The sequence below is a fragment of the Pseudonocardia aurantiaca genome, from assembly GCF_039526725.1.
Classification (GTDB): Bacteria; Actinomycetota; Actinomycetes; order Mycobacteriales; family Pseudonocardiaceae; genus Pseudonocardia; species Pseudonocardia aurantiaca.
The window spans coordinates 73,763-86,153 of sequence record NZ_BAAAJG010000013.1; the positions used below are offsets into that span (position 1 = coordinate 73,763).

Sequence of the window (12,391 nt, forward strand, 5' to 3'; positions counted from 1 at the left end):
GCTCCCGGGCTCAGCCGACGAGCAGCGGCAGCGCCGTGAGCCGCCTGCGCACCACGGCGCCGTAGCGGGCGTCCAGGCGCAGCCACGTACCCGTCGCGGACACGCGGACCACCCCGGCGTCCGGGCCGGTGTCACCGAGGAACCCCATCCCGGACAGCGCGAACAGGCAGCGCAGCGGCACCTTCACCGCGGGGCGGGCCGCTGCCGTCACCGTCAGGACGGTCTGGTCGAGCAGGGAGGCAGGCGGCCCGAGCGGGCCGGCGTTCTCTCTGGCCAGGGCGAGTCCGCGCTCGGTGAGGCGCTCCAGCTCCGCGGCCGGCACGTCGTCCACCGGTGCCCACCCGTCCGCGGGCGGCAGGTCGCCCTGCCAGAGGCCGCCCACACCGGGGTCGACCGTCTCGGCCCGCTCCACCTCCAGCGCCGTGAGCAGCCCCGCCGCCGGCACCGTGACGTCGGCCGGGGCGAGCTCGCCGTGCACGGTGCGGGTGGCGATCACGTCGAACGGGGTGGTGGCCCACGCCGTGACCCGCCCACCCGCGGCGCGCAGCCGCACCGTCGCCGTCTGGTCCAACCGCACGATCCGGGCCACGAAGGCACCGAGGTCACCGCGCTCGGCCCGGTCCGGGACCGTCAGCTTCGTCATGCCGCCCACCTCGCCAGGAACTCCCGCTCGCCATCGGTCAGCCGCCTCGGCCGCTGCGCGTCGAGGTCGAAGGTCGCCATCCGCGTCCACGCCCCGATCGCGACCGGGTCGTCCTCACCGGAACCGTCGTGCATCTCGTAGCAGATCCGGAACGAGGCGGCGCGCAGCTCGTCCACCGCCATCGTCACGCGAAGCCCGGCCGAGCGGTACGGGATCTGCCGTTTGTACTCCACGTTCAGCCCGGCGACGAGCAGACCGCCGACGAAACCGGGGACGCCCTGCGCCGTCGCCTCGTCGAAGAAGAGCTGGATGCGCGCCTCCTCCAGGAGCGTCACGGCCTTGGCGTGGTTCACGTGCTGGTAGGAGTCCTGGTCGGTCCAGCGCAGCGGGACCTGTGCGACGAATGGAGCCACACCACCCACCCTCTCAAGTGGCGCGCAACGCGGCGGACACGGCCCCCGCGCAACTCACAAACCCGAATCCAGCGACTCGCGCGCACCAATCCAGCGAAAGTGCGCGCGAGTCGCTGGAAAAGTGAGCGCGAGTCGCGTCAGCGGGCGAGACCTCGCAGCTGGCGGGAGATCACCGACAGGGTCGCGAGGTCGAGCTGGCCTGCCGTGCCCACCTCGTGCAGCGCGGCCCGCGCCCGCAGCAGCCGGGACGCGTTGGCCTTCTCCCACATCGAGATGGCCTCCTCCACCGGCGTCCCGGGGGGCGCCTCGCGCAGCGCGTCGAGGGTGATCGCACGCAGCGACCCGTACAGGTCGTCGCGCAGCGCCAGCCGGGCCAGGGCGTGCCAGCGGTCACCCCGTTCGAGGGCGCTCACCGAGGTCAACGCCACGTCGATGCCCAGGTGCTCGGACAGCCCGTAGTACAGCTCGGCCACCTCGCGGGGCTCGCGCGGCTCGCGGTCGCGCTCCGACAGCTCCGTCAGCTCGACGACATCGAGCAGGCTGTAGCCGTACATCAACACCGCCGAGCGCATCGCGCACTCCTCGCCGACCCCGGCGTCGCGCAGCTCGGCCGCCTTCATCTCCACGCCGGCGCGCTCCCGTCCGCGCAGCAGCTGCGGCAGGTCGGCCCGCAGCGCTCGGACGGTGGCGGCGAAGCGGGCCGTCTCCGCGCCGACGGCGAGCGGCTGCGGGCGGTTCGTGAGGAACCAGCGCGATGCCCGGTCGAGCAGCCGCCGCGTATCCAGCACGACCTCGTCCGACACGGCGGTCGGGATGTGCGGCGCCCGCATCTCCCACCAGAGGGCCGGCAGGTCGAACACCGCCGTGGTGATGGCGTAGGCGCGCACCGCGTCGGTGGACGCGGCTGAGAGCTCCTCCCCGAGCCGGAACGCGTACGTCATCCCGGCGCCGTCGACCATCTCGTTGACCAGCAGCGTCGTGACGATCTCCCGGCGCAGAGGGTGCTTCTCCACCGCCCCGGCGAACCGCTCGCGCACCGCACGCGGGAAGTACTCCGGCAGGCGCGCGGCGAACGCCGTGGCATCGGGCAGGTCGGTGGCGAGCACCTGCGTGGTCAGGTCGAGCTTGGTGTGCGCGAGCAGGGTGGCCAGCTCGGGGCTGGTGAGCCCGGCGCCCGCCGACTCCAGCGCGGCGAAGCCGTCGGCGGAGGGCAGCACCTCCAGCTCGCGGTCGAGGCCCGCCCGCGCGGCCAGGTCGGCGGTGAGTCGGGCGTGCACGTTGACCATGTCCGGTGCGTGCGCCCGCGCGATCCCGAGCACCGCGTTCTGGTCGCGGTTGTCGGCGAGCACCAGCTCCTCGACCTCGTCGGTCATCTCCAGCAGCACGGCGTCCCGCTCACCGTTCTCCAGCTCCCCGGCGGTGACGAGCCGGTCCAGCAGGATCTTGATGTTGACCTCGTGGTCGGAACAGTCGACGCCTGCCGAGTTGTCGATCGCGTCCGTGTTGATCTTCCCGCCGCGCCGGGCGAACTCGATGCGCCCACGCTGGGTGAGCCCGAGGTTGCCGCCCTCGCCCACCACCTTCACACGCAGCTCCGTTGCGTCCGCGCGCACGGCGTCGTTGGCCTTGTCGCCGGCGTCGGCCTGCGACTCGTCCGATGCCTTCACATAGGTGCCGATCCCGCCGTTCCACAGCAGGTCGGCGGGCGCGCGCAGGATCGCCGCAATCAGCTCGGGCGGGCTCAGCGCCTCCACGCCGTCGGCGAGGCCTAGCGCCGCTCGCATCTCCGGCCCGACCGGCACCGACTTTGCGTCACGCGGCCACACGCCGCCGCCCGCGCTGATGGCGGACCGGTCGTAGTCGTCCCACGACGACCGCGGCAGCGCGAACATGCGTTTGCGCTCAGCGAAGCTGCGGGCCGGGTCGGGGTCGGGGTCGACGAAAACGTGCCGGTGGTCGAACGCGGCCAGCAGCCGGATGTGCGGGGAGAGCAGCATCCCGTTGCCGAACACGTCGCCGGACATGTCCCCGACGCCGACGACAGAGAACTCCTGGTTCTGGGTGTCGATCCCCAGCTCGCGGAAGTGCCGCTTGACGCTCTCCCACGTGCCCTTGGCCGTGATGCCCATGGCCTTGTGGTCGTAGCCCACCGACCCGCCGGAGGCGAACGCGTCGCCCAGCCAGAACCCGTAGGAGGCGGCCACGTCGTTCGCGGTGTCGGAGAACCGCGCCGTGCCCTTGTCTGCTGCGACGACCAGGTAGGAGTCGTCCCCGTCGTGGCGCACGACGTCCGGCGGCGGCACGGTCGAGGTGGTGCCGTCGGCCTGCGTGACGAGGTTGTCGGTGACGTCGAGCAGCCCGGACACGAACGTCCGGTAGCAGTACTCGACCTCGTCCGGGCCGGCGTCGGAGCGGCGGACGACGAACCCGCCCTTCGCGCCGACGGGCACGATCACAGCGTTCTTGACCGCCTGTGCCTTGACCAGCCCGAGGATCTCCGTGCGGTAGTCCTGGGGGCGGTCGGAGTAGCGCAGTCCGCCGCGCGCGACCGGCCCGAACCGCAGGTGCACCCCCTCCACCCGGGGCGAGTACACGAAGATCTCGACCTTCGGCCGCGGCGCGGGAATCCCCGGAACCTGGGCCGGGTCGAACTTGAACGACACGAAGGGGCGTTCGCGAAACCAGTTGGTGCGCAGCGTCGCCGTGATCATCGCGAGGTAGCCGCGCAGGATGCGGTCGGCGTCCAGGCCGGTGACGGCGTCGATCAGGCCGCGCACCTCGGCGAGCGCGGCTTGTTCCGCCTCTTCGCGTGCGCTGACCTGCGGGTCGAACCGGGCCCGGAAGAGCGCCATCAGCCCGCGGGCGACGGCGGGGTAAGCCAGCAGTGTGTCGGCCATGTACTGCTGCCCGTACGGGTGGCTGAGCTGGCGGGCGTAGCGGGCGTAGGCGCGCAGCACCGCGACCTCCCGCCACGGCAGCCCGGCCCGCAACACCAGGGCGGAGAACCGGTCGCTCTCGGCGTCCCCGCGCCACGCCGCGCTGAACGCCCGGCAGAACCCGCGCTCGACCGCGCCGTCGGGGCGCTCGGCCAGCGCCGCCCCGGTGGCGTCGTCCACGCGGAGTCCGAAGTCGTAGATCCAGCAGCGCAGCCCGTCGGCCCGCACGAACTCCGACGGCCGCTCGTCCAGCACCTCCACGCCGAGCTGCTGCAGCAGCGGCAGGACGGCCGTCAGCGTCGCGGGCGCCCCGGCGAGGTAGAGGGTGAACCGGCCCTCGCCCGTCTCCTGCGGTGCCGTCAGGGCCGGGTGCTGCCGCACGTCGAACGCACCGGGCCCGGTGAGCGCGGCGATCCGGCGTAGGTCCTCCACCGCGTGGTCGGGTTCGACCGCCGCCTTGTACGCCTCCGGCACCCCCGGCAGCAGCGAGGCGACACCCGCGGCGTCGGGCTGCGAGAGCAGCCGGTCGTCCCATGTGCGGACGGCCTCGGTCAGCTCGTCCTGGAGCGTGACGACGTCCACCTCGCCGAACCCGGCGGCGTCGGGCTCGGCCGTCACGGTGAAGTGCACCAGCGCGAGGCTCGACTCCGAAACCCGCGCCGTGTACTCGACGGCGGTGCCGCCCAGCGTGCGCCGCAGCACGTCCGCCATGCGCAGCCGCGACGCCGTCGTGTATCGGTCGCGGGGCAGGTAGACCAGGCAGGAGAGGAAGCGGCGGTACGGGTCGGGCCGCAGGAACAGCCGGACGCCGCGGCGCCCCGGCACGGCGAGCACCCCGACCGCCGTGTCGTGCAGCCGCTGCTCGCTCGCGCCGAACAGCTCCTCGCGCGGCAGCCCGGAGAACACCTCCAGCATCTGCTGACCGGAGTAGGACTCCAGCGGGAACCCGGCCCGGTGGATCGCGCCGCGCACCCGGCGCTCGACGACGGGGATGTCCAGCACGCTCTCGTACTGCGCGGGCACCGTCAGCATCCCGAGGAACCGGTGTTCCCCGAGGAGCGTGCCCTCGCCGTCGACCTCGCGGACCGCGAGGTAGTAGGGGTGCACCGGGCGCAGCGGGCTCGGCGCGCTGGCGCGGGTGATGACGAGAACGTCGCGCAGCCCGCCGGCCTGGCCGCCGGAGGGGGAGAGGTGCGACTCGACGTGCGGCGCGAACTTCGCAGCGATCGCCGAACCGGCGCGCAGCATACCGAGCCCGGAGCCCGGGTCGGCGACCAGCTCGCCGCTGTCGCCGGCGCGGTAGTACCGGTAGCCGAGGAACGTGAAGTGGCCGTCGGCGAGCCAGCGCAGCAGCTCGGCCACGTCGGCGGGGGGTGTCCCCTCGTCGGCGACCGCGGGCTGGCTCGCGAGCCCGTCGGCGACCTGGAGAGCCTGTTGCAGCATCGGCTCGGCGTCCTCGACGACCTCCCGGACGTCGCGCAGGACCCGCGCGAGCGCCTCGTCCAGGTCGGCATAGGCGACGCCGGAGGGCGAGAGGTCGAGGTGGATCCACGACTCGACGAGCGCCCCGTCCGGCGGCGCGGCCGGGTCGCCCGACGTGAGCACCTCCGCGAGCTTCCCGTCCTCGGCGCGCCGCACGACGACGATCGGGTGGATCACGCGCTGCACCTCGACGCCCAGCCGGGCGGCGGCCGCGAGCAGGGACTCTACGAGGAACGGCATGTCGTCGGTGACGATCTCCACGACCGGCCCCGCCTGCTCGCCACCGGGCTCGGGGTCGCGCACCCGGATCAGCGTCTCCCCCGGCGCCCGCACTCCCGCCAGCCGAAGGTGGCCGCGGGCGGCTGCCAGCAGTCCGGGAAGGTGGTCCCGTTGCAGGTCGGGGGCGTGGCGCGCGTAGAGCGCGCCCAGGTCGGTCAGCTCGGGGTCAGTCACGGGCACTGTGCCCGCTCCCTGGTCCGGCTCGTCACATGCAGCTCCGGGGCTCGTCGGCGACGCGCTCGACCGTCGCCGTGGGCTGCCCGTCGTGTCGACGGGCACAGAAACAACCCTAGTCCGGCACCCACCCGCCCCCAGTGCCGCGCGACTGCCCCTGGGATGCCATTGCCCGCTGCCCCGACACGGGTTCAGGCGGCGGATGAGCACGCCCTGGCGGTGGACGGACCAGGCACGGAGCCGGCTGGCGCGCCTGCGGCCATGATCGCCCGGGCGGCCGCACGACCGGCTTCAGCGGTGCGATCGATGTCGCTCACCGGGACCGGTGAGCACCCCCGTAAATGAGGCGAACGGTCCGGGGCCGTAGATCGACGGGGGGTGGCTGCGTGAGCCGGCCGACGGTGCGCGGACAGCGCCGGCCGCGGTCCCGTCGTCCCGGCCGATCACGCCGTCGGCCTGCAGGGCAGCCGCTCAGATGGCCCGGTAGGCGGCGAGCGCACCGGCGAGAAGGTCCGCGATGCCGAGGCCCTCCGTCGACTCGGGCCCCGCCGCGGCCGCCCCGGCCTTTCCGTCGCGCGCGGCGGTGCCGTTCGTGCCACCGGCGGTGCTCTTCTCGGTCGAGGTGGTCGGGGCGACCACGCTGCTCGCGGCGGTGGCGCTGCTCCGGTCGGTGACGTTGTTGCGGCCTGTGGCGCTGTTCCGGCCGGATGCGGTGCCGCGGTCGATGCCATCGTCAGTCGCCCGACCCGCGGCGCCGTGACCGATCTCACCGCGGTCGGCGCTCTCGTCCGCCCCGTGCCGGTGGCGCTGGCCCCCGCCGTTGCCCCCGGAGCTCGCGCTGTCCGCGTACCGGTGGCCGGCGCGTTCCGTGGTGTGGCGGCTGCCGTTCGAGGCCGGCTCCCAGGACGGCGTGTCCCGCTCACTCGCCCGCCTGCGGCCGGAGCTGGCGGTGTCCTGCGGGCGATCGTCCAGCTCGGCCCGGCGCTCCGGGGAGCTCTGGCGGCCCCGCTCCGCCCCGTCGCGACGACCCGCCGGGCGTTCGAGGCTCTGCAGGATCTGCGCCCCGACGGGTCCGTCAGCGTCGTGCACCGCAGCGCGCAGCTGCGCCGACGGGAGGTCCTCGCCACCGTCGAAGCCCGCGAGCAGGCCCGGCAAGGTGCGGTGCATCCATTCCGTGGCCGCGCCGAGGTCCCAACCGGGCATCGTGATCGACAGCGCGTCCGACTCGCCGAGCTGCAGCCGCGCTCCCTGCGGGAGGCGGTCGGTCAGCCGGTCGGCCACGGCCCGCACCACGGCGCCCGCCCGCCGTCCGGCGAAGCGGCGCCCGTCGCGGGCGACGTCGATGACCACGGCACATCGGTCGTCGGAGCGGGACCTCGCCCGGCCGACCGACGAGCGGGTGTCGGCGGAGCGGGTGTCCCGCCGAGGAGCGGGGCTGCCGCCCGGTCCGGTGGCACCCCAGACGCGGTCGAGGTCGGCGAGCGCCGCACGCAGCCAGCCCTCGGGATCGTCGGTGGCGCTGACGGCCGGTATGGCCGGAAGAAGCTCGGTGGGCGGGCTGGTGTCGGCGCGGTCGCCAGTGCCGTTGCCAGTGCCGTTGCCAGTGCCGTTGCCAGTGCCGTTGCCAGTGCCGTTGCCAGTGCCGTCGTCGCTCGGCGGGCCGGGCCACTGGCCGGTGGACCAGGGGTCCTCGGCGCGGTGCCGCCGCCCGGCCCCGGAGGTGCCGCCGTTCTCCCGCGAGTCGGGGCCGGAACGGCGAGAGCTGCGCCCCTGCTCGCTCCTGCGCCCGGACGACCGGTCCGTGCTCCCCGGCTCCTCCGTGCGCCACCGCTCGGCCGAGTCCGCCGAGCCGTTCGTCCCGCCAAGGGCGGAGCCGTTCTCGCCGTTGTCGCGACTGCGACGGTCGCCCGGCTTCCGGTCGTCCTCCGAACCCCGTCGGTCGCCCCCGAATTCCCGGCCGCCCGTGTCGGCCGGTGCGCTGGAGTGCTCCTCGGACTGCGACCGGCCGCGCCCGTTCCTGGTGGCCGTGTTCCACACGGACTCCGACGACGAGCCGCCGTGCCTGCCCCCGGCTTCGTCGCGAGCCCGATGCCCGTTTCTCCCGTTGCGGCGGCCGTTGTCAGATCCTGCGGGCGAGTCGGTGCTGTCTTCTCCGCTGTGGCTGCGGAACAGCAGGTCGCCGATCGGCGAGTCGCCGCCCGCCTCGTCCCACGGCACCGAGCCCCAGTCGGCGCCGCTCTGCGCACGGGACGGGCGGACCTCGTTGTCGCGCCGGCCGTCCGACTGCTGGATCGGCTCGACGCGCTCGGGTTCGGCCGGTCGCCGGGACGGCCGCGACCGCTCGCTGCGGTGGGTCTCCTGATCGCGGTAGCCGTTGTGGGAGTCCTCGTGGGAGTCGTCGTGGCGACGGCGCTTGCCCGGGCCGGTGGTCTCCTCCGGCACCCGCCCGGAGCCGGACGCGGACGAGACCCGCCCGGTGCCGTCGGCCTTGCGGAGGAACTCCTCCCAGTCGTACCCCGACGCGCCCGAGCCGGCGGGCGCCGGTTCCGGTGCCACGCCGTTCGAGGAGGAGCCGGCGAGACCCGTGTTGCTGCGGCCTGCGCGGGACCAGGTGCCGCCGGTGGCGCCGTCCCGCGCCGCGGGGGCGGCTCGCAGAGTGCCGGCCGGGAGGTCCGCGAGGGCGGAGCGGAACCGGGCGATGCGCGTGCGGTCACGTCGCTCTGCGGCCACGCCGAGCCGCAAGGTCTCCAGGGCCGTCTCGACTGGCCCCGTCGCCTCCTGAAGTGCGCCGAGCGCGGTGCGGCACACCGACTCCAGGGCGGGGGCGTCGCTCGCGGCGGCGTCCTCCGCCGCCTGCTCCAGGAGCCCGACGCTGCCGCCCGCGCCCTGGCCGGTGGCGACGGCCCGCGCGACGGTGAGCCGCAGGAGGGCGAGCTGTCGGCTGGCCCGGGCCGGCTCGGCCAGCCTCGGGATCAGCGGGACGCACCCGTCGCGCGCCTCGTCGGCCCGCCCGGCGTCGAGCAGCGCCGAGATCCACTCCGCGGCCAGCGCCGCGGCCAGGTGCCCGGACGGCGTGCCGGAAGGCCCCGAGCCGCGGCCACGCTCCAGCCGGGTCAGCCCGTCGGCAGCGTGTTCGACGGCGGCGTCGGGACGCCGGTTGCGGCGTTCGACCACGGCGCTGATCAGCGCGACCGACGCGGCCCCGACCTCGCCGACCGCGCCCGGCACCGCCGACCACGCCGCTGCGGCGGTGCGCAGGGCACCGGCGACCTCACCCGGCGCGTCCTCGACGGCGCAGCGGGCGAGCACGCAGAGCAGGTCCGCCCGCAGCTCCGGCTCGCTCTCGTCGACCTCCACCGGGCCGAGCAGGCCGCGCGCGGCCTCGACCTCTCCCGCGCCGGCTGCAACGAGGGCCAGCTCGACGCGCAGCCGCCGCGCGGCCGGGCCGTCGAGCGGCGCCCGACCCCAGCGGGACAGCGACCCCATCATGTCCGCCGCCGTCTCCCGGCCGTCGCCCGTGGCGCAACGCGCGTGCACGGCCCATCCGGCCGCGGCGAGCCAGCGATCCTGATCGCCTGCGATCGCCGCCGCCTCGAGGACGTGGTCGGCGATCGCCGCAGTCAGATCGGGCCTCGCCCAGCGGAGAGCGGCTGCCGAGGTGAGAAGGTCGGCGCCCCCGCCCCCTGCTCCGGCACGCGTCGAACCCACGTGACCTCCTGAAGTGCCGGGTACTCCACCCGATCCGGTGATTGCTCACCGGATCGGGGGCGGATAGCTCTCAGTCGCGTGTCAGCTTACGGTGCGTCACTCGGTGCGGACGCGCGGCCTCCGCTCCAAGGCGGTCAATCTTGTTCTTCTCGTACGCCTCGAAGTTGCCCTCGAACCAGAACCAGGCCGCGGGGTTCGTGTCGGTGCCCTCCCACGCCAGGATGTGGGTGACCACGCGGTCGAGGAACCATCTGTCGTGCGAGATCACCACGGCGCAGCCGGGGAACTGCTCGAGCGCGTTCTCCAGCGAGCCCAGCGTCTCCACGTCGAGGTCGTTGGTGGGCTCGTCGAGCAGGATGAGGTTGCCGCCCAGCTTGAGCGTCAGCGCGAGGTTCAGGCGGTTGCGCTCTCCGCCGGAGAGCACACCCGCCGGCTTTTGCTGGTCCGGGCCCTTGAACCCGAACGCGGCGACGTAGGCGCGCGAGGGCATCTCGACCTGGCCGACCTTGATGTGGTCGAGGCCGTCGGACACGACCTCCCACACGGTCTTCTTGGGGTCGATGCCCGAGCGGTTCTGGTCGACGTACGACAGGCTCACCGTCTCGCCGACCCGGACGGTGCCCGAGTCGGGCTGTTCCAGGCCCACGATCGTCTTGAAGAGTGTGGTCTTGCCGACGCCGTTGGGCCCGATGACACCGACGATGCCGTTGCGCGGCAGCGAGAACGACAGGTCCTTGATGAGTACCCGGCCATCGAAGCCCTTGTCGAGATGGTCGACCTCGACCACCACGTTGCCCAGGCGCGGGCCCGGCGGGATCTGGATCTCCTCGAAGTCGAGCTTGCGGTACTTGTCGGCCTCGGCCGCCATCTCCTCGTAACGCTGGAGCCGGGCCCGGCTCTTCGCCTGCCGGGCCTTGGCGCCCGACCGCACCCAGGCCAGCTCCTCCACCAGCCGCTTCTGCAGCTTGGCGTCCTTGCGGCCCTGCACCCCCACGCGCTCGGCCTTCTTCTCCAGGTAGGTGGAGTAGTTGCCCTCGTAGCCGATCGCCCGGCCGCGGTCGAGCTCCATGATCCACTCGGCCACGTTGTCGAGGAAGTACCGGTCGTGCGTGACCGCGAGGATCGCGCCGGGGTAGCTCGCCAGGTGCTGTTCCAGCCACAGGACGCTTTCCGCGTCGAGGTGGTTGGTGGGCTCGTCGAGCAGGAGTAGGTCAGGTTTGCTCAGCAGGAGCTTGCACAGCGCCACCCGCCTGCGCTCTCCACCGGAGAGCTGCGTGACCGGCGAGTCGGGCGGCGGGCACCGGAGGGCGTCCATCGCCTGCTCCAGCTGCGAGTCCAGCTCCCACGCGTCGTTGTGGTCCAGGATCTCCTGGAGCTGCCCCATCTCCTCCATGAGCTCGTCGGAGTAGTCGGTGGCCATCAGCTCGGCGATCTCGTTGTAGCGGTCGAGTTGCTGCTTGATCTCGCCGAGGCCCTCCTCGACGTTGCCGAGGACCGTCTTCTCCTCGTTGAGCGACGGCTCCTGCTGGAGGATGCCGACCGTCGCCCCGGGGGCGAGGATCGCGTCGCCGTTGTTGGGATGCTCGAGCCCCGCCATGATCTTCAGGACTGTCGACTTCCCGGCACCGTTCGGACCGACGACGCCGATCTTCGCCCCGGGCAGGAAGTTCACCGTGACGTTGTCGAGGATGACCTTGTCACCATGGGCCTTACGGACCTTCTGCATGCTGTAGATGAACTCCGCCACGACAGCAATGGTAGTTCCGCAGGAGTCATGCCCTCACGCCCGCCTCGTCCGCAGGCGCCGCCTCGACGGGCGCCCACGGGTCGTCCGGCGTCGCGAACCCCGCTCCTTCCGGCCCGTCGGAGCTCTCAGCGGGCATCTCGGGCAGCCCGGTAGGTGCGCCCGCCGCGGCCGCCTTCGTGCGCGTGACGACCGCTGTGGCCCACCGCAGGTCCGGTCCGACGGCCGACGCCTCCATCTCCGTGACGGAGAGCCGGCTCCCTTCCCGGTCGACGTTGCGTGTGAAGACCTTGCCGTAGGCGATGATCGGGTCGCCGACGCTCATCGACCCGAGGATGTTCTCGCCGAGCTGCCGCCAGCACCGCACGGTGATGTAGAGCGTTTCCCCGTCGCCCCAGCCCTCGTTTCCACGGCGACGCTCCGTGCAGGCCACCCGGAAGGTCACGCGGCTGGCACCGCTGTCGTAGGTCTGCTTCTCCGGCGCCGTGATCATCCGGCCCACCAGGGTGGTGTAGGTCGCGTGCATCGCGCTCTCCTCTCGTGTTCTCACGCAGCGGTGTGCTCCGCGAGATCGAGAGTGCCCTGCGCTGCCGGCCCCGCCATGGCGAGTTCGATTCTGTGGACAGCTGGACCGGCAGGTGGACAACTGCCGTCGGGCGCAGCGCAACTGTCGGTGCCGCCCGGCAGAGTAGGCGCTAAAAACGCACAAAAAAGTGGGCCCCCGCCTGACGGCGGGGGCCCACAAAAGTTGAATGTCGGCAGCGACCTACTCTCCCACACCCTGGCGGGTGCAGTACCATCGGCGCTGGAGGGCTTAGCTACCGGGTTCGGGATGGGACCGGGCGTTCCCCCTCCGCCATAACCACCGACAACACTATCAACTTATACATTGCAGCCCCCAAAATAGGGGCCCATAGTGGATGCGAGAAACACACACCCCACACACATGGTTGTGTGCTCAGGGTCGCACAGTGGATGCAAACAACTCGTCATGAACAAGCCCTCGGCCTAT

At 73.0% G+C, this 12,391-nt stretch carries 6 protein-coding genes and 1 rRNA gene; all 7 read right to left on the bottom strand.

From position 1 onward, the window contains the following. Positions 1 to 10: 10 nt before the first annotated feature. The 7 genes from ABD143_RS21565 to rrf all read right to left on the bottom strand — a co-directional run bounded on the left by ABD143_RS21565 (position 11) and on the right by rrf (position 12,249). The gene (locus ABD143_RS21565; protein ID WP_343981270.1) at positions 11 to 643 is read right to left on the bottom strand and encodes a DUF8185 domain-containing protein; all 633 of its coding nucleotides are present in this window, start codon (positions 641 to 643) and stop codon (positions 11 to 13) included. Then, positions 640 to 1,056, bottom strand: coding sequence for an acyl-CoA thioesterase (locus tag ABD143_RS21570; RefSeq protein WP_343981272.1), 417 nt, complete (start codon positions 1,054 to 1,056; stop codon positions 640 to 642). Before ABD143_RS21570 ends, ABD143_RS21565 begins: the two co-directional genes overlap by 4 nt. A gap of 137 nt (positions 1,057 to 1,193) precedes the next feature. After that, positions 1,194 to 6,032 (bottom strand): NAD-glutamate dehydrogenase, encoded by a 4,839-nt coding sequence (locus tag ABD143_RS21575; protein ID WP_379660058.1) that lies wholly within the window; start codon positions 6,030 to 6,032, stop codon positions 1,194 to 1,196. A 366-nt stretch (positions 6,033 to 6,398) separates the two neighbouring features. Beyond that, positions 6,399 to 9,635: a hypothetical protein gene (locus tag ABD143_RS21580; RefSeq protein WP_343981277.1), complete on the bottom strand. Its 3,237-nt coding sequence runs from the start codon at positions 9,633 to 9,635 to the stop codon at positions 6,399 to 6,401. A 70-nt stretch (positions 9,636 to 9,705) separates the two neighbouring features. Next, positions 9,706 to 11,382, bottom strand: a complete 1,677-nt coding sequence (gene ettA / locus ABD143_RS21585; protein WP_343981280.1) for an energy-dependent translational throttle protein EttA — start codon at positions 11,380 to 11,382, stop codon at positions 9,706 to 9,708. 25 nt (positions 11,383 to 11,407) lie between these two features. Beyond that, positions 11,408 to 11,905, bottom strand: coding sequence for a single-stranded DNA-binding protein (locus tag ABD143_RS21590; protein ID WP_343981283.1), 498 nt, complete (start codon positions 11,903 to 11,905; stop codon positions 11,408 to 11,410). Positions 11,906 to 12,132: 227 nt separating this feature from the next. Then, positions 12,133 to 12,249: ribosomal RNA gene (rrf, locus tag ABD143_RS21595) — 5S ribosomal RNA — on the bottom strand. Positions 12,250 to 12,391: the final 142 nt, after the last annotated feature.

Excerpts from the sequence above, each read along its gene's own strand:
- ABD143_RS21565 (WP_343981270.1), bottom strand. The coding sequence starts at position 643 with ATGACGAAGCTGACGGTCCCGGACCGGGCCGAGCGCGGTGACCTCGGT.
- ABD143_RS21590 (WP_343981283.1), bottom strand. The coding sequence starts at position 11,905 with ATGCACGCGACCTACACCACCCTGGTGGGCCGGATGATCACGGCGCCG.